Source organism: Scandinavium sp. UTDF21-P1B (assembly GCF_040750395.1).
Lineage (GTDB): Bacteria > Pseudomonadota > Gammaproteobacteria > Enterobacterales > Enterobacteriaceae > Scandinavium.
The window spans coordinates 33,421-59,091 of sequence record NZ_JBFLVD010000029.1 but is presented as its reverse complement, the minus strand read 5'-3'; the positions used below and the strand labels follow the sequence as shown (position 1 = coordinate 59,091).

The window sequence follows — 25,671 nt, the reverse complement described above, 5'->3', positions numbered from 1 at the left end:
GTCATCCCTGGAGCCCGTTGTGTCGTCATTGCCCGTCGCCGCTGTTCTTCCCGATCTTCTTCAGGCGCTCAACGCTGCGCCGCAGGTATTGCTGAACGCGCCCACCGGGGCTGGTAAATCGACCTGGCTGCCCTTGCAAATTCTTCACGCCGGCGACATCAAGGGCAAAATTATCCTTCTTGAACCGCGCAGGCTGGCGGCGCGCAACGTCGCCCAGAGTCTGGCCGAACTGTTGAACGAAAAGCCCGGCGAAACGGTAGGCTACCGGATGCGCGCGGAAACCTGCGTTGGCAAAAACACCCGGCTTGAAGTGGTGACCGAAGGGATTCTGACGCGCATGATCCAGCGCGATCCTGAGCTCAGCGGCGTGGGGCTGGTGATCCTCGATGAATTTCATGAGCGCAGCCTGCAGGCCGACCTGGCGCTGGCGCTGTTGCTCGACGTTCAGGCCGGGTTACGCGACGATCTTAAGCTGCTGATCATGTCGGCAACGCTCGATAATGCCCGCCTGCAAACGCTGCTGCCGGACGCACCGGTCATTGCCTCAGAAGGCCGTGCATTTCCGGTGGAACGACGCTATCTGTCGCTGCCTGCCCATCAGCGCTTTGACGAAGCGGTGGCGATAGCTACGGCTGAACTGCTGCGCCAGGAGTCTGGTTCTTTACTGCTGTTTTTGCCAGGCGTCGGGGAGATCCAGCGCGTGCAGGAGCAGCTTGCCGGACGAGTTGGCACGGACGTCGCGCTTTGCCCGCTGTACGGTGCGCTGTCGCTGGCTGATCAGCGCAAAGCGATTCTGCCAGCGGAGAAAGGCACGCGAAAAGTGGTGCTGGCAACGAATATCGCCGAAACCAGCCTGACCATTGAGGGGATCCGGCTGGTGGTGGATTGCGCCCAGGAGCGAGTGGCGCGTTTCGATCCTCGTACCGGGCTGACCCGGCTGGTCACCCAGCGCGTGAGTCAGGCCTCCATGACGCAGCGCGCCGGGCGCGCGGGGCGTCTTGAACCGGGGATATGTCTGCATCTGCTTGGCAAAGAGCAGGCCGAGCGCGCTGCGCCTCAGGGCGAACCGGAGATTCTGCAAAGCGATCTCTGTGGGCTGCTGATGGAGCTGTTGCAGTGGGGCTGCCAGGATCCGTCACAGCTGAACTGGCTGGACAAGCCTCCTGAAACCCATCTGATGGCGGCTCGTCAGCTGTTGTCACAGCTTGGCGCATATGATGGTAAACAGCTGACGCCACAAGGGCAGAAGATGGCGGCCATCGGCAACGATCCGCGTCTGGCGGCGATGCTGATTGCCGCGACAACGCCGGATAACGTGGCGACGGCGGCTAAGCTTGCCGCAATTCTCGAAGAGCCGCCGCGCGGTGGCAATGCCGATCTGAGTGCGGCCTTTTCCCGCAATCAGCCCAACTGGCAGCAGCGTGCGAGGGCGTTGGCGCAGCGTCTGAATTCTCCCTGCGGATCAACCGATGCCGGACTCATTCCAGCCTTGCTGGCGCAGGGCTTTGCCGATCGTATCGCCCGCCGCCGTGGGCAGGAAGGGCGCTATCAGCTGGCTAACGGCATGGGGGCGATGCTTGATGCTGACGATGCGCTGAGCCGTTATGAGTGGCTGATTGCACCTTTGTTATTGCAGGGCAGCCAGTCACCGGATGCGCGGATATTGCAGGCGCAGCCGCTGGACGTTGATGCGCTGGCGGCAGCGTGCCCGGCGTTGCTCACGCAATCCGACACCATCGAATGGGATGAGAATCAGGGCACGCTGAAGGCCTGGCGGCGCAGCCGCATCGGACAGCTGACGGTGAAAGTACAACCGCTGGCTAAACCGTCCGAAGAGGAGCTGCATCAGGCGATGCTCAACGGTATTCGTGATAAAGGATTGAGCGTGCTGAACTGGACGCCCGAAGCGGAGCAGCTACGCTTGCGTATTCAATGCGCTGCACGCTGGCTGCCGGAGGACGAGTGGCCTGCGGTGGACGATGAGGCGCTGCTGGCAGGGCTGGAGTCATGGCTGCTGCCACACATGAGCGGCGTGCATTCACTCAAGGCCCTGAAGGCGCTGAATATTCGCGAGGCGATACAGGGACTTCTGCCGTGGTCATTGCGACAACGTCTGGATAGTGAGTTACCCACGCATTACACTGTGCCGACCGGAAGCAGGATTGGGCTGCGTTACGATGCCGATAATCCGCCAGTGCTTTCTGTGCGAATGCAGGAAATGTTTGGCGAGGCCGTGACGCCGACCATTGCTCAGGGCCGCGTGGCGCTGGTGCTGGAGCTGCTTTCCCCGGCGCAGCGGCCGTTGCAAATTACGCGTGACCTTAGCGCTTTCTGGGCCGGCGCGTACCGTGAAGTGCAAAAAGAGATGAAAGGGCGCTACCCGAAACACGTCTGGCCGGACGATCCGGCGAGCACGGCCCCGACGCGGCGCACGAAGAAGTATTCGTAAAGAAGGTAAACGCATTTGTAGGCCCGGCAAGCGAAGCGCCGCCGGGCGATGTATTGATGAGTGCGTGCTGGTGCCCTCACCCCGACCCTTTCCCACGGGAGAGGGAGCAAACATTAAAAATCGCCCCTGAGGGGACGATTTTGCTGTTTATTTTGAGAGATTTCTTCTTTCACCTGAGCGTGAAAGAAAAGAGAATCAGGCGCTTACGCCTGAATTTAGCGGAGAAAATGTATGGCGGGGAATGACCGCGAGCCGATTGGGCGCAAAGGCAAGCCTGCGCGCCCGGCAAAGCAAAAGATTAGCCGTCGTCGTCTTCGGGACGATGAGTACGACGATGACGATTACGATGATGAGGAAGACGAACCCATGCCGCGCAACGGGAAAGGCAAAGGTAAAAAACCACGGCGTAAATACGGCTGGTTCTGGCTGCTGGTAAAGCTCGGCATCGTTTTCGCGGTGCTGATGGCGATTTACGGCGTCTACCTTGATCAGAAAATTCGCAGCCGTATCGACGGAAAAGTCTGGCAGCTGCCGGCGGCGGTTTATGGCCGCATGGTCAGCCTTGAGCCGGATATGTCGATCAGCAAAGGTGAGATGGTTCGCCTGCTGACCGCGACGCAGTATCGCCAGGTCACCGCGATGACTCGTCCGGGTGAGTTCACCGTGCAGGCGAACAGTATCGAGATGATCCGCCGTCCGTTTGATTTCCCGGACAGCAAAGAAGGGCAGGTGCGTGCGCGTCTGACCTTCGACGGCGATCGTCTGGATTCGATCACCAACATGGAGAACAACCGCCAGTTCGGTTTCTTCCGTCTCGATCCGCGTCTTATCACCATGATGTCCTCGCCGAACGGCGAGCAGCGCCTGTTTGTGCCACGTAGCGGCTTCCCGGATCTGCTGATCGATACGCTGATTGCGACCGAAGACCGTCACTTCTACGAGCACGACGGCATTAGCTTCTACTCCATGGGGCGTGCAGTGCTGGCGAACCTGACGGCAGGTCGTACGGTGCAGGGCGCAAGTACCCTGACCCAGCAGCTGGTTAAAAACCTGTTCCTCTCCAGCGAACGCTCCTACTGGCGTAAGGCTAACGAAGCGTATATGGCGCTGATCATGGACGCGCGCTACAGCAAAGATCGCATTCTCGAACTGTACATGAACGAGGTCTATCTCGGTCAGAGCGGCGACAATGAAATTCGCGGCTTCCCGCTGGCCAGCCTCTACTACTTTGGTCGCCCGGTGGAAGAGCTGAGCCTCGACCAGCAGGCGCTGCTGGTAGGTATGGTGAAAGGGGCGTCGATCTACAACCCGTGGCGTAACCCGAAACTGGCGCTGGAGCGTCGTAACCTGGTTCTGCGCCTGCTGCAGCAGCAGAAGGTGATCGATCAGGAGCTGTACGACATGCTGAGCGCACGTCCGCTGGGCGTGCAGCCACGCGGTGGCGTGATCTCCCCGCAGCCAGCCTTTATGCAGATGGTGCGCCAGGAGCTGCAGGCGAAGCTCGGCGATAAGGTGAAAGATCTTTCCGGCGTGAAAATCTTCACCACCTTTGACTCTGTCGCACAGGATGCCGCTGAAAAAGCGGCTACCGAAGGCATTCCGGTACTGAAGAAACAGCGTAAGCTGGCCGATCTCGAAACGGCAATGGTGATTGTCGACCGAATGACCGGTGAAGTGCGGGCGATGGTTGGCGGGGCAGAGCCGCAGTTTGCGGGCTACAACCGTGCGATGCAGGCTCGTCGCTCGATTGGCTCCCTGGCAAAACCGGCAACCTATCTGACCGCGCTCAGCCAGCCGAACACCTATCGACTGAATACCTGGATTGCCGATGCGCCGGTGACGATCCACCTGTCGAATGGTCAGACGTGGTCGCCGCAGAACGACGACAAGCGCTTCAGCGGGCAGGTGATGTTAGTGGACGCGCTTACTCGCTCCATGAACGTGCCGACGGTAAACCTCGGGATGGCGATTGGCCTGCCAGCCGTGACCGATACCTGGCAGAAGCTGGGCGCGCCGAAAGATCAGCTCAACGCCGTGCCGGCGATGCTGCTGGGGGCGCTGAACCTGACGCCAATCGAAGTGGCGCAGGCGTTCCAGACCATCGCCAGCGGCGGTAACCGGGCTCCGCTTTCCGCCCTGCGCTCGGTCATAGCCGAAGATGGTACCGTGCTCTATCAGAGCTATCCGCAGGCGGAACGCGCTGTTCCTGCACAGGCGGCGTATATGACGCTGTGGACCATGCAGCAGGTTGTACAGCGTGGTACCGGCCGTCAGCTGGGGGCAAAATACCCGAACCTGCATCTGGCAGGGAAAACCGGGACCACCAACAACAACGTCGATACCTGGTTTGCCGGGATTGACGGCCGCGAAGTAGTGATCACCTGGGTGGGTCGTGACAACAACCAGCCGACGAAGCTGTACGGTGCCAGCGGCGCGATGTCCATCTATCAGCGCTATCTCTCCAACGAGTCGCCGATCCCGCTGGATCTGACAGCACCGGAAGATATCGTCAATATGGGCGTCGACGACAACGGCAACTTTATCTGCGGCGGCGGCGGAATGCGTCAGCTCCCGGTCTGGACGACCAATCCGGATCAGCTCTGCCAGCAGAGCCAGGCGATGCAGCAACAGCAGCAGGACGCGAATCCGTTCAGCGGCGACAATCCGCAACAGCCTCAGCAGCAGCCACAACAGCAACAACAGCCGAAGCAGGAGAAGAGCGACGGCGTGGCTGGCTGGATTAAGGATATGTTTGGCGGGAATTAACTATTAGCCCCTCACCCTAACCCTCTCCCTTCAAGGGAGAAGGTTAGGGGGCGATTTGGCTCTTCGGTTTTCTCCCTCGCCCCTTTGGGGAGAGGGCCGGGGTGAGGGGATTTTCAAACTCGGCATTAACCTCTTCATAACTCCATGGCAACCACAAGGTTATTTTTTAAACCCTCACTTCGGCCAGGGATGTATTCCGCTTGCCATGCCTTCCGCGTTTCGCCTATTATTTTGCGGGCATAATAATAATTCTCGTTTACGTTATCATTCACTCAATATCATCAGAGAAAAACAATGGCGCGTCTCAACACTGCTCAGCCAATTAATACCTCGCTGCGTAAGCTTGCCGTGGTAGTAGCCACAGCGGTCGGCGGCATGTCCGCTTTTGCACATGCGGCAACACAACCGAAAGAAGAAACCATTACCGTGACGGCAGCACCTGCGCCGACAGAAAGCGCTTGGGGTCCTGCAGCGACCATCGCTGCGCGTCAGTCTGCGACCGGTACGAAAACCGACACGCCTATTCAAAAAGTTCCTCAGTCTATTTCTGTGGTCACAGCCGAAGAAATGGCATTGCATCAGCCGAAATCGGTGAAGGAAGCTTTAAGCTATACCCCGGGCGTGGCGACAGGCACCCGTGGTGCTTCGAATACTTATGACTATCTGGTGATCCGCGGTTTTGCTGCGGATGGCCAAAGCCAGAATAACTATCTGGATGGCATGAAGCTGCAGGGTAACTTCTACAACGATGCGATCGTTGACCCTTACATGCTTGAGCGTGCGGAGATTCTGCGCGGTCCGGTTTCTGTCCTGTACGGAAAAAGCAGTCCTGGCGGTTTACTGAATATGGTCAGCAAACGCCCGACGACGGAACCGTTAAAGGAAATTCAGTTTAAAGTGGGGACCGATAACCTGCTTCAGACTGGCTTTGATTTCAGCGATTCCATTGATGATAACGGCGTTTATTCCTACCGATTAACGGGGCTGGCGCGTTCTAACAATGCACAGCAAGAGCGTGCAGAGGAACAGCGTTATACTATCGCGCCGTCTTTCTCCTGGCGCCCGGATGATAAAACGAACTTCACCTTCCTCTCTTACTTCCAGAATGAGCCAGATACGGGCTATTACGGCTGGCTGCCAAAAGAGGGTACGGTTGAGCCATTGCCAAACGGTAAGCGTCTGCCTACCGACTTCAACGAAGGTGCGAAGAATAATACCTATTCTCGTAACGAGAAGATGGTGGGCTACAGCTTCGACCACGCGTTTAACGATACCTTTACCGTGCGTCAGAACCTGCGTTTTGCAGAGAACAAAACCTCGCAAAACAGCGTGTACGGTTATGGTGTCTGTTCCGATCCTGCAAACAGCTTCAATTCGCTTTGCTCGGCGTTAGCGCCTGAAGACAAAGGCCGTTACCTGGCGCGTAAATACGTTGTTGATAATGAAAAGCTGCAAAACTTTAACGTTGATACGCAGCTGCAGAGTAAATTTGCGACGGGTTCTGTAGATCATACCTTGCTGACGGGAGTCGATTTTATGCGTATGCGTAACGACATCAACTCCTGGTTTGGCTACGATGGCTCGGTACCGCTGCTGGACCTTTACAATCCTGTCTATAGCGACTTTGATTTTAACTCGAAAGATCCGTCTAACTCAGGTCCTTATCAGGTACTGAACCGTCAGAAGCAAACGGGCCTGTACGTTCAGGACCAGGCACAGTGGGATAAGGTGTTAGTTACGCTGGGTGGCCGTTATGACTGGGCCGATCAGAGTTCCTTTAACCGAGTGGCGGGTACAACTTCAGAGCGTGACGATAAGCAGTTTACCTGGCGCGGTGGCGTTAACTACCTGTTTGATAATGGTGTGACGCCATATTTCAGCTACAGCGAGTCGTTCGAACCTGCCTCACAAACAGACGCCCAGGGCAATCTGTTTGCACCTTCTAAAGGTAAACAGTACGAGGCGGGTGTAAAATATGTGCCAGCAGATCGCCCAATCGTGATCACCGGTGCGGTATATCAGCTGACGAAGACCAACAATCTGATGGCTGACCCGGCGGGTTCATTCTTCTCTGTACAGGGCGGGGAGATCCGTGCGCGTGGCGTTGAGGTTGAAGCGAAAGCCGCACTGTCTGCCAGCGTCAATGTGGTGGGTTCCTACACCTACACCGATGCTGAGTATACGACGGATACGACTTTGAAAGGTAACACCCCTGCGCAGGTGCCAAAACACATGGCATCCCTGTGGGGCGATTACACCTTCTATGACGGTGCACTTTCTGGTCTGACGTTAGGCACTGGTGGGCGTTTGACGGGCTCCAGCTACGGCGATCCAGCAAACTCCTTCAAGGTGGGTAGTTATACCGTTGTTGATGCATTAGTGCGCTACGATCTTGCGCGTGTTGGCATGGCGGGTTCCAGCGTGGCTCTTCATGTGAACAACTTGTTCGATCGTGAATATGTGGCGAGCTGCTTCAACACTTACGGTTGCTTCTGGGGCGCGGAGCGTCAGATTGTGGCTACCGCCACCTTCCGTTTCTAATCTCGTCTTTGGGCACGGTTCGCCGTGCCCTTTTAACAAGTTGGCCGTTATGCAGGACACCACAACTCAGACCGACACCACGTTCGCCCTGAACGCGGTTACTTTTCGTGTACCAGGCCGTACGCTGCTGCACCCGCTTTTGCTGACCTTTCCTCCCGGTAAAGTGACCGGCCTTATCGGCCATAACGGTTCGGGAAAATCCACACTGCTGAAAATGTTAGGCCGTCACCAGTCACCGTCCGATGGCGATATTCTGCTTGACGGACAGCCGCTTGAGAGCTGGAACAGTAAAGCTTTTGCCCGCAAAGTCGCTTATCTGCCGCAGCAGCTGCCGCAGGCGGAAGGGATGACGGTACGCGAGCTGGTAGCGATTGGCCGCTACCCGTGGCACGGTGCGCTGGGGCGTTTCGGCGTGGCGGATCGCGAAAAAGTGGAAGAGGCGATAGCGTTAGTCGGCCTGAAGCCGCTGGCCCATCGGCTGGTGGACAGCCTCTCCGGCGGCGAACGTCAGCGCGCATGGATTGCGATGCTGGTGGCGCAGGACAGCCGCTGTTTACTGCTCGACGAGCCAACTTCCGCGCTGGATATTGCTCATCAGGTCGATGTGCTGGCGCTGGTCCATCGCCTGAGCCAGCAGCGTGGCTTAACGGTGGTTGCTGTACTGCATGATATCAACATGGCCGCGCGTTACTGCGACTACCTGGTGGCGCTGCGCGGTGGAGAAATGATTGCTCAGGGCACGCCGGAGACGCTGATGCGCGGCGAAACGCTCGAACAGATTTACGGCATTCCGATGGGCATACTGCCGCATCCCGCAGGCGCGGCCCCGGTAAGTTTTGTCTACTGATGAATGATTCTCATCTGATTAGCCGTCGTCGCTTACTGACGGCGATGGCCCTGTCTCCTCTGCTCTGGCAGATGAAAAGCGCGCACGCCGCTGCGGTGGATCCGCACCGTATCGTGGCCCTCGAATGGCTGCCGGTGGAGTTGCTGCTGGCGCTGGGCATCACGCCTTATGGCGTCGCTGATATCCCTAATTACAACCTGTGGGTGAACGAACCGACGCTGCCTGCGTCGGTTATTGACGTTGGCCTGCGCACTGAACCCAATCTTGAACTGCTGACCGAAATGAAGCCGTCCTACATGTTCTGGTCGGCTGGCTATGGCCCGGCGCCGGAAAAGCTGGCGCGTATCGCGCCGGGGCGCGGTTTTAACTTCAGCGATGGCAGACACCCGCTTGCCAATGCCCGTCAGTCGCTTCTCGAAATGGGACAGCTGTTGGGGATGGACAAACAGGCTCGCGCACATCTTACGCATTTCGACGAATTCGTGGCGCAGCGCAAACCGCGCTTTGCCGCCCGAGGCAGCCGTCCGCTGTTGATGATCACGCAGCTCGATGCCCGCCACGTGCTGGCTTTCGGGCCAAACTGTCTGTTCCAGCAAATCCTTGATGATTACGGGATTGTTAACGTCTGGCAGGGGGAAACCAACTTCTGGGGCAGTCAGGTGGTGGGTATTGACCGGCTCGGCGTGTTTAAAGATGCTGATGTGATCTGCTTCGATCACGGCAACGAAACTGATATGCAAAAGCTAATGGCAACCCCGCTGTGGCAGGCGATGCCGTTTGTTCGTCAAAATCGTTTCCAGCGCGTACCCGCCGTGTGGTTCTACGGCGCAACGCTCTCGGTGATGAATTTTGTCCGCATTCTTGATAACGCGCTGGGAGGCAAGGCATGAGGCCGCGTATCGCGCGCTTCCCGGCGCTGCTGCTTCTGGGATTGTTTATCGCCTCAGCCTGGCTGAGCTGGCACAATTTTAACGTCGCTCTGCCGCGTGCTCAGTGGCGCGAAGCGCTCTGGCAGCCTGATATCGACAGCATCAGCCAGATGCTGTTCCACTACAGCTTATTGCCGCGACTGGTGATTTCCCTGCTGGTAGGGGCAGGTCTCGGGCTGGTTGGCGTGCTGTTCCAGCAGGTGCTGCGTAACCCGTTAGCGGAACCGACCACGCTCGGCGTGGCAACCGGCGCACAACTTGGGATCACCATTACTACGCTGTGGGTGCTGCCCGGTGCGTTTTCCACGCAGTTTGCTGCTCTGGCGGGCGCTTGCATCGTTGGGGCGCTGGTGTTCGGCGTCTCCTGGGGCAAACGTCTTTCGCCGGTGACGCTGATCCTCGCCGGGCTGGTCGTCAGCATGTACTGCGGGGCGGTGAATCAGCTGCTGGTGATTTTCCATCACGACCAGCTGCAAAGCATGTTCCTCTGGAGCACCGGGACGCTGACGCAAACCGACTGGAGCGTGGTGCAGCAGCTGTGGCCGCAGCTGCTCGGCGGCGTGATGCTGACCCTGCTTTTGCTGCGGCCGCTGACCCTGATGGGGCTGGACGACGGCGTGGCGCGCAATCTCGGGCTGGCGCTGTCTCTGGCGCGCCTGGGCGCATTGACGCTGGCTATCGCGATCAGCGCTCTGCTGGTCAATGCCGTGGGTATTATCGGTTTTATCGGCCTGTTCGCACCGCTGCTGGCGAAAATGCTTGGCGCGCGTCGCCTGCTGGCTCGCCTGATGCTCGCACCGTTGATTGGTGCGCTGATCCTCTGGCTATCCGATCAGATTATCCTCTGGCTCTCGACGGTGTGGATGGAAGTCTCTACCGGTTCCGTGACGGCGCTGATTGGCGCACCGCTGCTGCTGTGGCTGCTGCCGCGCCTGCGTAGCATCAGCGCGCCGGCGATGAACGCGGGCGATCGTATTTACAGCGAACGGCAGCGAGTGCTGACCTGGTCGCTTGTTGGGGCTGGGGTTCTGCTACTTGGGATGCTTGTCGCGCTGACGCTGGGGCGTGACGCCCACGGCTGGCACTGGGCGAGTGGCGATCTTCTCAATGCATTGATGGAATGGCGTGCACCGCGCATTCTGGCGGCTCTGATCGCCGGGATGATGCTGGCGGTAGCCGGATGCATTATTCAGCGCCTGACCGGCAATCCAATGGCGAGCCCGGAAGTATTGGGGATCTCATCCGGTGCCGCGTTCGGCGTGGTGCTGATGCTCTTCTTTGTGCCGGGCAACGCCTTTGGCTGGCTGCTGCCAGCAGGCAGTCTTGGAGCCGCAGCAACGCTGATGATCATTTTGATTGCTGCCGGGCGGGGCGGTTTTTCTCCGCACCGAATGCTGCTGGCCGGTATGGCGCTCAGCACCGCGTTTACCATGCTGCTGATGATGCTCCAGGCGAGCGGCGATCCGCGCATGGCGCAAATTCTCACCTGGATTTCCGGTTCGACGTATAACGCCTCTTACGAGCAGGTCTGGCGCACGGGGCTGGTGATGATCGTGCTGCTGGCTGTGGCACCGTTGTGTCGACGCTGGCTGACGATTCTGCCGCTCGGTGGTGACACCGCTCGAGCCGTTGGCATGGCACTGACGCTGACCCGCGTTCTTCTGCTGCTGCTGGCGGCAAGCCTGACGGCAACCGCCACAATGACCATCGGCCCGCTGAGCTTTATTGGTCTGATGGCGCCGCATATTGCGCGGATGATGGGCTTCCGTCGCACGATGCCGCACATGATCCTGTCGGCGTTAGTCGGGGGGATTTTGCTGGTGTTTGCGGACTGGTGTGGCCGTATGCTGCTGTTCCCGTACCAGATCCCGGCGGGGCTGCTGTCGACGTTTATCGGCGCGCCGTACTTTATTTATTTGCTGAGGAAGCAGAGCCGGTAATAAAAGCACTTCCTCTGCGGCCTGATGCCCTCACCCCAGCCCTCTCCCACAGGGAGAGGGTGCAAAGACTAAAAACGGCAACTGAAGTTGCCGTTTTGCTTTAGATTTTGGCAAACACCTTACGAGCCGCATCAATCGTTTTATTGATGTCTTCTTCGCTGTGCGCCACGGACATAAAGCCCGCCTCAAACGCTGACGGCGCCAGATACACGCCTTCTTCCAGCATCAGGTGGAAGAACTTTTTGAAGCGTTCAACGTCGCATTTCACCACGTCAGCGTAGCAGGTCACGGTTTTGGCGTCGGTGAAGAAAATCCCGAACATGCCGCCAACGTTGTTCACCACCAGAGGAACACCCGTTTCACTCGCCGCGCGTAACAGGCCGTCTGCCAGTTGGTTAGTCAGGCTGGTCAGCGTTTCATGCACGCCAGGCTGAGCGACCTCCGTCAGACAGGCAAAACCTGCCGCCATCGCAATCGGGTTACCGGAGAGCGTACCCGCCTGGTAAACCGGGCCCGTTGGGGCCAGGGCTTCCATCACTTCGCGACGTCCACCAAACGCACCAACCGGCATACCGCCACCGATGATTTTGCCCAGACAGGTGAGGTCAGGCACCACGTCGTAGTAGTCCTGCGCGCCCGCCAGGGCGACACGGAAACCGGTCATCACTTCGTCGATGATAAACAGCGCGCCAAACTCGTCGCACAGCGCACGCAGGCCTGGCAGGAACGCCGGCTGCGGTGGAATGCAGTTCATGTTGCCCGCTACGGGTTCCACGATGATGCAGGCGATCTCTTCCGGATACTGCTCAAACGCCGCGCGAACGGAATCCAGATCGTTATAAGTGCAGGTCAGGGTGTGCTTCGCGAAATCCTCTGGAACGCCCGGAGAGTTTGGCTGGCCGAGGGTCAGCGCACCGGAGCCCGCTTTGACCAGCAGGCAGTCGGCATGACCGTGATAGCAGCCTTCAAATTTGATAATTTTGTCGCGGCCGGTGAAGCCGCGCGCCAGACGGATGGCGCTCATGGTGGCTTCGGTACCGGAGTTCACCATACGAACCATGTCCATGGTCGGCACCAGTTCGGTGACCAGCGCCGCCATTTTGACTTCCATTTCGGTCGGTGCGCCGAAGCTCAGACCGCGCGTTGCGGCTTCAATCACCGCGTCGCGGATGGCCGGGTGGTTATGACCCAGCACCATTGGGCCCCAGGAACCGACATAGTCGATGTAGGCCTTGCCGTCCACATCGTATAAATACGCGCCATCGGCACGTTCAATAAACAGCGGGGTGCCGCCGACGCCGGTAAAGGCGCGGACCGGCGAGTTGACGCCACCGGGGATCAGTTCGCGCGCCGCGCTGTAGAGGTTCTCAGATTTGCTCATTGCGAGGGTCCTGGTTCGTAGAAAGCGTGTTAGCCGACTATTCTAAGGTATTCTAGGAAAGTTATGAAAGTTTTGCCCAATTGAAACAATGTCATTCTGAAGGACTTTTAACGCGACGTACCGCCGCAGGCTGGTTACAATGCGCGCTGCAATTTGTATTACCAATAAATGATTAATGGCATGAAAGCAGAAACTCCCTCTTTTGAATCACAGCAAATCGTTCGTTTGCGCCGCGGGGATGCGGTTCGTCGTTTAGTTCGCAGGGATAAAACGCCGTTGGCAATTCTGCTGATGGCCGCCGTCGTCGGTACGCTGGCGGGGCTGGTCGGTGTTGCGTTTGAGAAAGCCGTTAACTGGGTGCAGAACGTGCGAATTGGCACGCTGGCCCAGGCAGCGAATCACTGGTTTTGGGTCTGGCCGCTGGCCTTTATTCTTTCCGCGTTGCTGGCGATGGTCGGTTATTACCTGGTGCGCCGCTTTGCGCCAGAAGCGGGTGGTTCCGGCATTCCTGAAATCGAAGGGGCGCTCGAAGAGCTTCGCCCGGTGCGCTGGTGGCGTGTGCTGCCGGTGAAGTTTATCGGCGGCATGGGTACGCTTGGTGCCGGAATGGTGCTGGGGCGAGAAGGGCCGACGGTACAGCTCGGTGGCAATATCGGGCGCATGGTGCTCGATATTTTCCGGCTACGAACGGCCGAGGCGCGTCATTCGCTGCTGGCGACCGGTGCGGCGGCGGGTCTTGCGGCGGCGTTTAACGCACCGCTGGCGGGGATCCTGTTTATCATCGAAGAGATGCGCCCGCAGTTTCGCTACAACCTGATTTCCATCAAGGCCGTGTTTATCGGCGTTATTATGTCCAGCGTGGTGTTCCGTATCTTTAACGGGGAAACGGCGGTGATTGAGGTGGGCAAGCTCGCCAACGCGCCGGTCAACACGCTGTGGCTGTACCTCGTCCTGGGGATGATTTTTGGCTGCTTCGGCCCGCTGTTCAATAGCCTGGTGCTGCGCACGCAGGATATGTTCCAGCGCATCCACGGCGGCAATGTCAAAAAATGGGTGCTGATTGGCGGCCTGCTTGGCGGCATCTGCGGCGTACTTGGGCTAATCGAGCCTGAAGCGGCAGGCGGTGGCTTTAACCTGATTCCGATTGCGGCGGCGGGGAATTACACCGTTGGCCTGCTGATGTTTATCTTTATTGCCCGCGTCGTCACCACGCTGCTCTGTTTTTCATCAGGGGCACCAGGCGGGATTTTTGCGCCGATGCTGGCGCTGGGCACGCTTTTAGGTACGGCATTTGGCATGGCTGCGACCGCGTGGTTCCCGGCATATCATCTTGAGCCGGGCACCTTTGCGATTGCCGGAATGGGGGCCTTGTTCGCCGCTTCGGTGCGTGCCCCGCTGACCGGGATCGTGCTGGTGCTGGAAATGACCGACAATTATCAGCTCATTTTGCCAATGATTATTACCTGTCTTGGCGCAACACTGTTGGCACAATTCCTCGGCGGCAAGCCGCTTTATTCCTCGATCCTGGCGCGAACGCTGGCGAAGCAGGAGGCCGAAAACGCGGCGAAAGAGAAACAGCCCGTCGGGGAGAATACTTGAACGATTTAGTCAGGTATTGGATAATGAGCGAAAAGACCCGGCGAGTTGTCAGGCCTGGTGAATTAACTGGAGTAAGAAATGAGTGATGACGTAGCGCTGCCGCTGCAGTTTACTGACGCGGCCGCCAGCAAAGTAAAAAACCTGATTGCCGATGAAGACAATCCGAATCTGAAACTGCGCGTCTATATCACCGGCGGTGGTTGCAGCGGGTTCCAGTACGGCTTCACCTTTGACGATCAGATCAACGACGGTGACATGACCATTGAGAAACAGGGCGTTGGCCTGGTGGTCGACCCGATGAGCCTGCAATATCTGGTTGGTGGCTCTGTGGATTACACCGAAGGTCTGGAAGGTTCACGCTTTATCGTGACCAACCCGAACGCCAAAAGCACCTGTGGGTGCGGGTCTTCGTTTAGCGTCTGAGAATGATGCCGACACAAAAAAGCCGCTGATTTCAGCGGCTTTTTGCTATCTGCTGTTTTCATCCAGCGCAAACGTCGGCAGCTTCAGGTGCCAGCGAATGGCCGCAAGGCGTATCATCAGCGTCACCAGCATGCCGAACATGGCGGCGTTTTCCAGCGACATGTTAAACGTGTAATGGGCTGTGGCATGCACAATTCCCCCGACAATACAGGCCGTGGCGTAGATTTCAGTTCGCAGGATCATAGGCACTTCTCGTGCCAGCACGTCGCGAATAATGCCGCCGCCGACGCCAGTGATCACGCCCATGCAGATGGCGACCATCGGTCCGGTTCCGGCAATAAAGGCTTTGTTAACCCCGATGCCAACAAACACCGCAAGGCCTACGGCATCCAGCACTGGCAAAATCCATTTGGGTAAACGGCGAGGCTGACGTACCAGCAGGATGGTCAGCATGCTGGTGACCATCGCCACGACCAGATCGGTAGGGTCTTTCACCCAGAACACCGGGCCGTTGGCCAGCGCCATATCACGAATGGTCCCGCCACCGACGGCGGTGACCACGCCAAGCACCAGCACGCCAAAAGGATCCATCCGTAGTTTACCGGCCAGCAGCACGCCGGAGATGGCAAATACGGCGGTCCCGACAATATCCAGCCAATAGACAAGCATTGATCCGTTTCCCGTTAATTGACCTGCGCCATCGCGGTGCAGAGCTGTTTTGCGGCGAGGATAATACGCGGGGATGCACGTTCAAACCAGTCGCTGTTCACAGGAATCACCGGAATGTTGAGTTGACCCCACCAGTAGCTTTCAATTTTGTTGCCTTCAGCCTTGCTGCCTGCAGTAATAATCAGCTGAGGCTGGCGTGCCAGCACCTGCTCACGGCTGACCTGTGGCCAGGGCACCCGGCTGTTGGCGAAGATATTGTTGCCGCCGCAGGCCTCGATAATTTCGTTCTGGATGGAGTCTTTATTACTGGTAAAGAGGGGGTTAGTGCCAAATTGCAGGAAAACGGTTCTCTTGCTGTCGTGAGCGTGTGCACGCTTCAGTGCGGCAAATTCATCGCGCAGAGATTTTGCGGCAAGCTTTGCCTGCTGTGGTTTTGGGCTCCATGCCGCGAGCTGCTGTAGCGTGTCGGCAATTTGCTCCACGCTGCTCGTCTCGACCCAGATTATTTTGATCCCCAACGCACTCAGCTGGTTCACCTGCCGTTCAGCATTACCGCCGCGCCATGCCAGCACCACATCGGGGTTAAGTGAGACGATACGCTCGAGATTCATTCCCTGCCAGTTGGCGACTTCTTCAATCCCTTTGGCCTCAGGTGGGAAATCCGAAAAACTGCTCACGCCGACAGGCGTAATGCCTGCGGCAAATGCCAGCTCGGTGTTAGCGGGGGAGAGGGAGATAACCCTCGGCGCAGCCATCAGCCACGCCGGAAGGGTCAACAGAAGGGCGATAAACCCTGAAGTGAGGTGCTTACGCATTCGCCAGGTTCTGAACCAGGGTTTCCACCATCAGGCTGGACTGTTTGGCGGCGACGGCGAGGAACTCGTCGAAGCTCAGGTGCGACTGCTGATCGGCCACGTCAGAAATGGCGCGAACGACCACGAACGGCACACCGAAGTTGTGGCAAACGTGCGCGATAGCGGTGGCTTCCATTTCGACGGCAACGGCCTGCGGGAAGTTGTGGCGAATTTTGGCCAGGCCAACGGAGCCATTGATGAATGCGTCACCGCTGACGATCAGGCCACGTACCGCATTCAGGTTGAGCTGTTTGATGCAGCTTTCCGCTGCTTCGATCAGTTTGCTGTCGGCGGCAAACGCTGCCGGGCAGCCCGGAAGCTGGCCGTATTCGTAGCCGAACGCGGTGACGTCGGCATCGTGATAGCGGGTTTCATCGGAGACCACGATATCGCCGACTTTCAGCGTTGATGCGAGACCGCCCGCAGAACCGGTGTTGATGATGGCGTCTGGCTTGCACAGTTCAATCAGCAGGGCAGCCCCCATCGCGGCGGCCACTTTGCCGATCCCTGATTTCAGCAGCGCAACGTCAGCGCCGTTTAGCTGGCCGGTGTAGATTTCGCTGCCGCCAATGGTGAGGGTCTGACGGTTCTGGATCTTGTCACGCAGCAGCGTCACTTCTTCTTCCATTGCACCAATAATGCCGATTTTCATAGATTTACTCGCGATGTTTTGGGTTTAAAGGCATAGTTTATCATGGAGCACGCATTTCCGGACCGGGAGAGGCTATGGCCACAATTGATTTTCGCACAAAGATAAACTGGCACCGACGTTACCGTTCGCCACAGGGCGCGGCGACGGAGCATGAAATCCTGCGCATTTTTGAAAGCGATCGCGGGCGAATTATCAATTCTCCGGCTATTCGCCGCCTGCAGCAGAAAACGCAAGTCTTCCCGCTGGAGCGCAACGCTGCGGTGCGTACGCGGCTGACGCACTCTCTGGAAGTACAGCAGGTCGGGCGCTATATCGCCAAAGAAGTGCTGAGCCGCCTGAAGGAGCGCAAGCTGCTGGAAGTTTACGGTCTTGATGAACTCACCGGGCCGTTTGAAAGCATCGTTGAGATGGCCTGCCTGATGCACGATATCGGCAATCCGCCGTTCGGACATTTTGGCGAAGCGGCGATCAACGACTGGTTTCGCAAGCTGCTGTGGCCCGGCGATGCGGCCAGCCAGCCGCTAAGTGAGGATCGTTGTCTGATCGATTCGCTGCGCCTGCGTGACGGCGAAGATACGCTGAATGAATTACGTCGCCGCGTGCGCCAGGATTTGTGCCAGTTTGAGGGTAACGCCCAGGGCATTCGCCTGGTGCATACCCTGATGCGCATGAACCTCACCTGGTCACAGGTGGGCTGTATTCTGAAGTACACTCGTCCTGCCTGGTGGCGGGGAAATCCGCCGGAAAGCCACAGCTATTTAATGAAGAAACCTGGCTACTATTTCGCCGAAGAAGCCTATATTTCAAGATTACGTAAAGAACTTGATTTGGCCCCTTACAGCCGCTTTCCATTGACGTGGATTATGGAAGCTGCCGACGATATTTCTTATTGCGTGGCCGATCTTGAAGATGCCGTGGAAAAACGCATCTTCAGCGTGGAGCAACTCTATCAGCATTTATATGACGCATGGGGTGCCCACGAAAAAGGTTGCTTGTTCTCTCAGGTTGTCGAAAACGCCTGGGAGAAATCTCGCTCTAATACGCTGAGCCGTAGCACTGAAGATCAGTTCTTTATGTATTTGCGGGTCAATACGCTGAATAAGCTGGTGCCGTTTGCGGCGCAGCGATTTATCGATAATCTGCCGCAGATATTTGCCGGGGATTTCAATCATGCGCTGCTGGAAGATGACAGCGACTTTAGCCAGCTACTTGAATTATATAAAAATGTCGCCATTAAACAGGTGTTCAGTCATCCGGACGTTGAGCAGCTGGAACTGCAGGGATACCGCGTTATCAGCGGGCTGCTGGAGATCTACCAGCCGCTGCTAAAATTATCTCTCGCGGATTTCAATGAGCTGGTGGAAAAAGAGCGGCTTCGCCATTTGCCTATTGAAAGCCGTTTGTTCCAGAAGCTCTCAACACGACACCGGCTGGCCTATGTTGAAGCGGTGAATAAAATCCCATGCGATGCCGCTGAGTATCCACTCATGGAGTACTATTACCGCTGTCGCCTGATCCAGGATTATATCAGCGGCATGACGGATCTCTATGCATGGGATGAATATCGCCGACTGATGGCTGTGGAATAATGCGCTGAGTTTTGTAAAGACGGACAATAATTTTTTACTTTTTCCAGAGACTTAAATCCGGAACTTCGCGTAATAAATTGACTCTGACAGTCACGTACACAGCAACTTTTGCTTTATCTGACATTTGAGATGACGAGACATGAAAAAAACCACATTAGCAATGAGTGCTCTGGCGCTGAGTTTAGGTCTGGCCCTGTCCCCGCTGTCCGCATCGGCTGCGGAAACATCGTCCGCGGCAACCGCCGCCCAGCCGATGCCGAGTCTGGCGCCGATGCTGGAAAAAGTGATGCCTTCCGTTGTGAGCATCAATGTGGAGGGTAGCACCACGGTGAACACCCCGCGCATGGGGCGCAACTTCCAGCAGTTCTTCGGGGATAATTCACCGTTCTGCCAGGACGGTTCCCCGTTCCAGAACTCACCGTTCTGTCAGGGCGGGCAGGGTGGTCCTGGCGGTAACGGCGGCAGCCAGCAGGAAAAATTCATGGCGCTGGGTTCCGGCGTTATTATTGATGCCGCGAAGGGCTACGTGGTCACCAATAACCACGTGGTGGATAACGCCAACACCATCAAGGTGTCTCTGAGCGACGGCCGTAAGTTTGATGCGAAAGTGGTCGGCAAAGATCCGCGTTCCGATATTGCTCTGATTCAGATTCAGGATCCGAAAAACCTGACCGCCATTAAAATCGCTGACTCCGACGCGCTGCGCGTAGGGGATTACACCGTGGCTATCGGTAACCCGTTTGGCCTGGGCGAAACCGTGACTTCCGGTATCGTTTCGGCGCTGGGTCGTAGTGGCCTGAACGTCGAAAACTATGAAAACTTTATCCAGACCGATGCGGCAATCAACCGCGGGAACTCCGGCGGTGCGCTGGTGAACCTTAACGGTGAGCTGATCGGGATTAACACCGCGATTCTGGCACCTGACGGTGGCAACATCGGTATCGGCTTCGCTATTCCAAGTAACATGGTGCAAAGCCTGACTGGCCAGATGGTGAAATATGGCCAGGTTAAGCGCGGCGAGCTGGGCATTATGGGCACCGAGCTGAGCTCTGACCTCGCGAAAGCGATGAAAGTCGACGCACAGCGTGGTGCTTTCGTAAGCCAGGTGCTGCCAAATTCTTCTGCGGCGAAGGCGGGAATTAAAGCCGGGGATGTGATCACCTCGCTGAACGGCAAGCCTATCAGCAGCTTCTCGGCGCTGCGTGCTCAGGTTGGCACTATGCCTGTGGGCAGCAAAATCGAGCTTGGCCTGGTGCGCGACGGCAAGCCGGTGACCGTCAGCCTCGAACTGCAGCAGAGCAGCCAGACGCAGGTGGATTCCAACACTATCTTCAGCGGCATTGATGGCGCCGAGATGAGCAACAAAGGCAATGACAAAGGCGTGGTGGTGAGCAACGTGAAAGCGGGCTCACAGGCAGCGCAAATTGGTCTGAAAAAAGGCGATGTGATTATCGGCGCTAACCAGCAGGCTGTAAAAAACATTGCTGACCTGCGTAAGCTCTTCGACAGCAAGCCGTCCGTCCTGGCGCTGAACATTCAGCGCGGTGACAGCACTATCTATCTGTTGATGCAGTAATCCTCAACGCCCTTCTCCAGCCGGAGAAGGGCGCTTTGCTTTCCCTTCTGCTTTTCTGTGAACTTTCCCACATCTCCATACTTCCTCTCCGCGGTTTGGGCATTTGCACAATGCAGGCGCTGAGGCGCTTCTCTATGCTGTTCTCCTGCTGACGGGAGGGGTTGTTATGGCTGGCTGGCATCTTGATACCAAAATGGCGCAGGATATCGTGGCGCGCACCATGCGCATTATTGATACCAATATTAACGTCATGGACGCACGTGGGCGGATTATCGGCAGCGGCGATCGTGAACGCATTGGTGAATTGCACGAAGGTGCGCTGCTGGTGCTTTCTCAGGGTCGCGTTGTGGATATTGACGACGCCGTAGCGCGCCACCTTCACGGTGTTCGCCAGGGGATCAACCTGCCGCTGCGCCTGGAAGGGGAAATTGTTGGCGTGATTGGCCTGACGGGAGAACCGGCCCAGCTGCGGAAATACGGTGAGCTGGTGTGTATGACGGCTGAAATGATGCTGGAACAGTCGCGGCTGATGCATCTGCTGGCGCAGGATACGCGCCTGCGTGAAGAGCTGGTGATGAACCTGATACAGGCTGAAGAGCAGACGCCCGCGCTGACCGAATGGGCGCAGCGCCTGGGAATCGATCTTAATCAGCCACGCGTGGTTGCGGTGGTGGAGGTCGACAGCGGCCAGCTCGGTGTGGATAGCGCGATGGCAGAATTACAGCAGCTGCAAACTGCGCTGACCGTACCGGAGAGGAATAACCTGGTCGCCATTGTGTCGTTAACGGAAATGGTGGTGCTGAAACCCGCGCTTAACAGCTTTGGTCGCTGGGATGCGGAAGATCACCGCAAGCGTGTCGAACAGCTGATTGCGCGGATGAAAGAGAACGGCCAGCTGCGGTTTCGCGTCGCGCTGGGCAACTTTTTTACCGGCGAGGGCAGCATTGCACGGTCGTACCGTACTGCGCGCACGACCCTTATGGTTGGCAAGCAGCGTATGCCGGAAAGCCGCAGCTACTTCTATCAGGATCTGATGCTGCCCGTGCTGCTCGACAGCCTGCGCGGTGGCTGGCAGGCCAATGAACTGGCACGACCTCTGGTGAAACTAAAAGCGATGGATAACAACGGATTGCTGAGACGCACGCTTGCCGCCTGGTTTCGTCATAACGTGCAGCCGCTGGCAACGTCTAAGGCGCTATTTATTCACCGCAATACGCTGGAGTACCGGCTGAACCGTATTTCTGAGCTGACGGGATTAGATTTAGGGCGTTTTGACGACCGGCTGTTGCTGTATGTGGCTTTACAGCTGGATGAACAGCGGAGGTAAATGTAAAACGGCAATGTTGGTTGCCGTTTTTAGTGTTTTCTCCCTCTCCCTGTGGGAGAGGGCTGGGGTGAGGGCATCAGACCACACAATTCCCTCATTACCGCACTTATTTATTTCGGGTTAGCTTCTCGAGATCGGATTCAATTTCGCTGATCTTATTCGCCACCACGCTTTCCAGATGGCGCAGATCGTCGAGGATCTTGCGCTTCAGATCCACTTCCGTGCGATCGCGTTTGCACAGCTGATCCAGTTCATCAATCACATAGCGCAGATTCGGGCTGATCTCCTGAACCTCTTTGTAACCCTGGCCTACGCCATCGGCAACAACGGTTTTACGCTGGCGCGGATATTTGAACTTCACGCTTTTTGCGAAAAACTCACCTTTATCCTTATGAAAATAGATTTTCAGGATATCGTTATTGGCTTCCTGCCGGAGGCTGTAACGATCGATTTCATCAGGATTGGTAATGCCCAAACTTTTCAGATTGTCGTACATAGCGGTATCCTTGAATTAAACATAACCTTTGAATAATTAACGAAAAAATCTATTTTCGCCAGCGGCAGATATAAAAAAAGCGGGGTTGCCCCCGCTTTTTGAACGACTCGTTTAGTCGATGGTGCGCAGCAGCTCGTTGATACCCACTTTACCGCGCGTTTTCGCGTCCACTTTCTTCACGATAACCGCACAGTAGAGGCTGTATTTGCCATCTTTTGACGGCAGGTTGCCGGAAACGACAACGGAGCCCGCCGGTACGCGGCCGTAGAAGACTTCGCCGGTTTCGCGATCGTAAATTTTGGTGCTCTGACCGATGTATACGCCCATGGAGATGACGGAGCCTTCTTCAACAATCACGCCCTCAACCACTTCGGAGCGTGCGCCGATGAAGCAGTTGTCTTCGATGATGGTCGGGTTAGCCTGCAGCGGCTCAAGCACGCCGCCGATGCCGACGCCGCCGGACAGGTGAACGTTTTTACCGATCTGCGCACAGGAACCGACGGTTGCCCAGGTGTCTACCATTGAACCTTCGTCAACGTAGGCACCGATGTTCACGTAGGATGGCATAAGCACGGTGTTACGTGCGATGAATGCGCCCTGGCGTACCGCCGCAGGTGGCACTACGCGGAAACCTTCTTTCTGGAAACGTGCTTCGTCGTAGTCGGCGAATTTCATCGGGACTTTATCGAAGTAGCGGCTCTCCGCGCCGTCAATGACCTGGTTATCGTTAATACGGAAAGAGAGCAGAACCGCTTTCTTCAGCCACTGATGCGTTACCCACTGACCGTCAATCTTCTCCGCGACGCGCAGTGCGCCGGAATCCAGCAGGGAAATCACCTGGTTAACCGCTTCACGGGTCACGGTATCTACATTCGCCGGCGTGATGTCGGCACGGCGCTCAAAAGCGGTCTCAATAACGTTCTGTAACTGCTGCATTGTTAAACTCTTTCCATTAAAAAAAACACACTACCCTTTATCGTTTGGATTGAGGGCCTCTGTCAACCGCTGTTGCACTTCCAGCTGCAGCTCATTATTAAGGGCACGCCGGTCCGCTGTCGCGATTATAAATAAATCTTCTACTCGTTCACCAATTGTCGTAATTCTCGCCCCGTGGAGTGAAATTCCGAGATCGGCGAAGACCTGGCCGACGCGCGCCAGGAGCCCTGGCTGATCGAGCGCAATCAGTTCGAGGAATGATTTTCTGTCGGTATGGGTTGGCAGGAAATTGACCTCGGTGTCGACGGTAAAATGGCGAAGTTTTGCCGGCTGGCGACGAGGGGCTGGTGGTTGCCAGCTACGCATAGTAATTGCCTGCTCCAGGCCCTGACGAATCGCTTCGTGCCTGTCGGGGGAAAGCGGGCTGCCGTCTGGCTCGAGCACAATAAAGGTATCCATCGCCATACCGTCGCGGGTGGTGAAGATTTGTGCGTCGTGGACGCTGAGGTTGCGGCGGTCGAGCTCTGCGCAGACGGCGGCGAACAGGTAAGGCCTGTCAGGACTCCAGATGAAAATTTCCGTACCGCCGCGCGTGGCCTGCGGGCTCAGCAGGATCATTGGCTTCGTCAGGTCATGCTTCAGCAGGTGCCGGGCATGCCACGCCAGCTGGTTTGGCGTGTGGCGCACGAAGTAGTTCGCCCGGCAGCGCGACCAGATCTGATGCAATGCTTCTTCGTCGATATTGTCCATGCGCAGCAGGGCCAGCGCCTGCAATTGGTGGTGACGTACCCGCTCGCGCATATCCGGCGTGCTTTGCATGCCGCGGCGCAGCTGCTTTTCGGTGGCGAAGTAGAGTTCGCGCAGCAGGCTTTGCTTCCAGCTGTTCCACAGGGTTTCGTTGGTGGCGCAGATATCGGCTACGGTGAGGCAGACCAGATAGCGCAGGCGGTTTTCCGTCTGCACCTCTTCGGCAAACTGCTTGATCACTTCCGGATCCTGAATATCACGGCGCTGGGCCGTTACGGACATCAGCAGATGATGGCGCACCAGCCAGGCGACCAGCTGCGTTTCGCGGGAATTCAGCCCGTGCAGCTCGGCGAATTTCAGTACGTCCTGTGCGCCAAGAATCGAATGATCGCCGCCGCGGCCTTTGGCGATATCGTGGAAGAGGGCGGCAATCAGGATCAGCTCCGGGTGATTCAGGCGCGGCCACAGCTCCACGCAAAGCGGATGGCGTGAGCGGGTTTCCTCTTTGGCAAAGCTTTCCAGTTTTAGCAGCACGCGAATCGTATGCTCGTCGACGGTATAAGCATGAAACAGGTCGAACTGCATCTGGCCGACAATGTGCGACCACTGCGGCATGTAGGCCCACAGCACGCTGTGGCGGTGCATCGGCAGCAGCCCACGGCTGACCGCGCCCTGGTGGCGAAGCATGCTCAGAAACAGTTCACGCGCTTCCGGGATATAGCACAGCGGCTGGCTCAGGTGACGGCGGGCATGGCGCAGATGGCGCAGCGTGGTCGAATAGATACCGGTAATGCTGCTGTTACGCACCATGATATGGAACATGCGCAGGATAGCCTGCGGTTCACGCATAAACAGGCTGTCGTCACGCAGATCGATAAGCGTGCCTCGCAGCTGAAAATCGTCGTCAATCGGACGTGGTTTTTCATCAGCGGTGAGGGCAAGAATCGCTTCGTCAAAGAGCTGAAGCAGCATTTGATTAAGCTCGCTGACCCGACGGGTGACACGATAGAAGTCTTTCATCATCTGCTCAACGGGCTCGTTTCCTTCCCCGCTGTAGTTCAGGCGCTGGGCAACGTTTAACTGACGGTCAAAGAGCAGGCGGTTGTCGTAGCGGTTTATTTCCAGATGCAGCGCAAAACGAATACGCCACAGCAGGTGCAGACACTCGTTAAGCTCATTACGTTCTGCTTCAGTGAGGAAACCAAAGCCGACCATTTCATCCAGCGACGTGGCGCCGAAGTGGCGGCGCGCCACCCATTGCAGCGTGTGGATATCGCGCAGGCCGCCGGGGCTGCTTTTGATATCCGGCTCGAGATTGTAGCTGGTTCCGTGGTAGCGCTGGTGGCGCTCGTTCTGCTCTTCCACTTTGGCGGCAAAGAACTTCTCCGATGGCCAGAAGCCTTCGCTGAAGATATGTTTTTGCAGTTCCAGAAACAGGGCGACGTCGCCAATCAGCAGGCGGGATTCAATCAGGTTGGTGGCGACGGTCAGGTCAGACAAACCTTCGAGCAGGCACTCTTCCAGGGTTCGCACGCTGTGGCCGACTTCCAGTTTCAGATCCCATAGCAGCGTCAGCAGTTCGCCAATCTTCTGCGCCAGGTCGTCGGGCAGCTTTTTGCGGCTGAGGATCAGCAGGTCGATGTCAGAGAGTGGGTGCAGCTCACCGCGACCGTAACCGCCAACGGCGACCAGCGCCGTATCCTCGGCATCACCAAAACCGTAATGCAGCCACAGGCGCTGGAGCATCTGATCGATAAATTCTGTTCGGGTGGTCATCAGCTGTTCGGCCGATGTGCCGTTGTCGAAGGCTTCACCCAGCCAGCGCTGGAATGCGTCGAGGCGCGCTTTGATACTGGCGCAATCCAGCGCCGACTCGGCCCAGGTGGCCGGGTTTTCCGGCTGTCCTGGCAGAACAGGTAAGGTTGTGTCAGGTAAGGAATTGCTCATTGC

At 57.1% G+C, this 25,671-nt stretch carries 18 protein-coding genes; 11 read left to right on the top strand and 7 right to left on the bottom strand.

The genetic code is table 11. From position 1 onward, the window contains the following. Positions 1-19: 19 nt before the first annotated feature. The 6 genes from hrpB (at position 20) to fhuB (ending at position 11,472) form a co-directional block, all read left to right on the top strand. Positions 20-2,449 (top strand): ATP-dependent helicase HrpB, encoded by a 2,430-nt coding sequence (gene hrpB, locus AB1287_RS19970; RefSeq protein ID WP_435618865.1) that lies wholly within the window; start codon positions 20-22, stop codon positions 2,447-2,449. 231 nt (positions 2,450-2,680) lie between these two features. Continuing rightward, positions 2,681-5,215, top strand: a complete 2,535-nt coding sequence (mrcB, locus tag AB1287_RS19965; RefSeq protein ID WP_312626196.1) for a bifunctional glycosyl transferase/transpeptidase — start codon at positions 2,681-2,683, stop codon at positions 5,213-5,215. Between the two features lie 294 nt (positions 5,216-5,509). Continuing rightward, the gene (fhuA, locus tag AB1287_RS19960; protein WP_435618864.1) at positions 5,510-7,756 is read left to right on the top strand and encodes a ferrichrome porin FhuA; all 2,247 of its coding nucleotides are present in this window, start codon (positions 5,510-5,512) and stop codon (positions 7,754-7,756) included. Positions 7,757-7,805: 49 nt separating this feature from the next. Further along, complete coding sequence (gene fhuC, locus AB1287_RS19955) at positions 7,806-8,603, top strand: Fe3+-hydroxamate ABC transporter ATP-binding protein FhuC (RefSeq protein ID WP_435618863.1); 798 nt, start codon at positions 7,806-7,808, stop codon at positions 8,601-8,603. Further along, positions 8,603-9,493, top strand: coding sequence for a Fe(3+)-hydroxamate ABC transporter substrate-binding protein FhuD (gene fhuD / locus AB1287_RS19950; RefSeq protein ID WP_435618862.1), 891 nt, complete (start codon positions 8,603-8,605; stop codon positions 9,491-9,493). Before fhuC ends, fhuD begins: the two co-directional genes overlap by 1 nt. Continuing rightward, positions 9,490-11,472 carry a Fe(3+)-hydroxamate ABC transporter permease FhuB gene (fhuB, locus tag AB1287_RS19945; RefSeq protein WP_435618861.1) on the top strand — a complete coding sequence of 661 codons (1,983 nt, stop codon included), beginning with the start codon at positions 9,490-9,492 and terminating at the stop codon, positions 11,470-11,472. Before fhuD ends, fhuB begins: the two co-directional genes overlap by 4 nt. 100 nt (positions 11,473-11,572) lie before the next feature. Here the strand turns inward: fhuB and hemL are convergent, their stop codons facing one another. Then, positions 11,573-12,853 carry a glutamate-1-semialdehyde 2,1-aminomutase gene (hemL, locus tag AB1287_RS19940; protein ID WP_435618860.1) on the bottom strand — a complete coding sequence of 427 codons (1,281 nt, stop codon included), beginning with the start codon at positions 12,851-12,853 and terminating at the stop codon, positions 11,573-11,575. A 180-nt stretch (positions 12,854-13,033) separates the two neighbouring features. On the opposite strand from hemL, the gene clcA reads away from it, so the two are divergent. Continuing rightward, positions 13,034-14,452, top strand: a complete 1,419-nt coding sequence (gene clcA, locus AB1287_RS19935; RefSeq protein WP_312626206.1) for a H(+)/Cl(-) exchange transporter ClcA — start codon at positions 13,034-13,036, stop codon at positions 14,450-14,452. Positions 14,453-14,530: 78 nt separating this feature from the next. Continuing rightward, complete coding sequence (erpA, locus tag AB1287_RS19930) at positions 14,531-14,875, top strand: iron-sulfur cluster insertion protein ErpA (protein WP_097162931.1); 345 nt, start codon at positions 14,531-14,533, stop codon at positions 14,873-14,875. Positions 14,876-14,920: 45 nt separating this feature from the next. On the opposite strand, the gene AB1287_RS19925 is transcribed toward erpA, so the two are convergent. Genes AB1287_RS19925 through mtnN form a run of 3 tightly spaced genes read right to left on the bottom strand, consistent with a single transcriptional unit; the run spans position 14,921 to position 17,050 of the window. Beyond that, entirely contained in the window at positions 14,921-15,544 is a 624-nt protein-coding gene (locus tag AB1287_RS19925; RefSeq protein WP_312626208.1) for a TRIC cation channel family protein, read from the bottom strand. Between the two features lie 14 nt (positions 15,545-15,558). Next, positions 15,559-16,359 carry a vitamin B12 ABC transporter substrate-binding protein BtuF gene (btuF, locus tag AB1287_RS19920; protein WP_435618859.1) on the bottom strand — a complete coding sequence of 267 codons (801 nt, stop codon included), beginning with the start codon at positions 16,357-16,359 and terminating at the stop codon, positions 15,559-15,561. Beyond that, entirely contained in the window at positions 16,352-17,050 is a 699-nt protein-coding gene (mtnN, locus tag AB1287_RS19915) for a 5'-methylthioadenosine/S-adenosylhomocysteine nucleosidase (protein ID WP_312626211.1), read from the bottom strand. The genes btuF and mtnN overlap by 8 nt, the downstream gene beginning before the upstream one ends. A gap of 74 nt (positions 17,051-17,124) precedes the next feature. Here mtnN and dgt point away from each other — a divergent pair, with 74 nt between their 5' ends. The 3 genes from dgt (at position 17,125) to cdaR (ending at position 21,542) form a co-directional block, all read left to right on the top strand. After that, the gene (dgt, locus tag AB1287_RS19910; protein ID WP_435618858.1) at positions 17,125-18,639 is read left to right on the top strand and encodes a dGTPase; all 1,515 of its coding nucleotides are present in this window, start codon (positions 17,125-17,127) and stop codon (positions 18,637-18,639) included. Between the two features lie 139 nt (positions 18,640-18,778). After that, entirely contained in the window at positions 18,779-20,215 is a 1,437-nt protein-coding gene (gene degP, locus AB1287_RS19905; RefSeq protein WP_435618857.1) for a serine endoprotease DegP, read from the top strand. A 166-nt stretch (positions 20,216-20,381) separates the two neighbouring features. Next, positions 20,382-21,542 carry a DNA-binding transcriptional regulator CdaR gene (gene cdaR / locus AB1287_RS19900; protein ID WP_435618856.1) on the top strand — a complete coding sequence of 387 codons (1,161 nt, stop codon included), beginning with the start codon at positions 20,382-20,384 and terminating at the stop codon, positions 21,540-21,542. Positions 21,543-21,648: 106 nt separating this feature from the next. On the opposite strand, the gene AB1287_RS19895 is transcribed toward cdaR, so the two are convergent. The 3 genes from AB1287_RS19895 to glnD form a co-directional block, all read right to left on the bottom strand. Then, positions 21,649-22,038: a DUF3461 family protein gene (locus tag AB1287_RS19895; protein ID WP_154159731.1), complete on the bottom strand. Its 390-nt coding sequence runs from the start codon at positions 22,036-22,038 to the stop codon at positions 21,649-21,651. Positions 22,039-22,149: 111 nt separating this feature from the next. After that, on the bottom strand, positions 22,150-22,974 hold the full coding sequence (gene dapD, locus AB1287_RS19890) for a 2,3,4,5-tetrahydropyridine-2,6-dicarboxylate N-succinyltransferase (RefSeq protein WP_097162939.1): 825 nt from the start codon (positions 22,972-22,974) through the stop codon (positions 22,150-22,152). A gap of 30 nt (positions 22,975-23,004) precedes the next feature. After that, positions 23,005-25,668, bottom strand: coding sequence for a bifunctional uridylyltransferase/uridylyl-removing protein GlnD (glnD, locus tag AB1287_RS19885; RefSeq protein WP_435618855.1), 2,664 nt, complete (start codon positions 25,666-25,668; stop codon positions 23,005-23,007). Positions 25,669-25,671 lie beyond the last annotated feature (3 nt).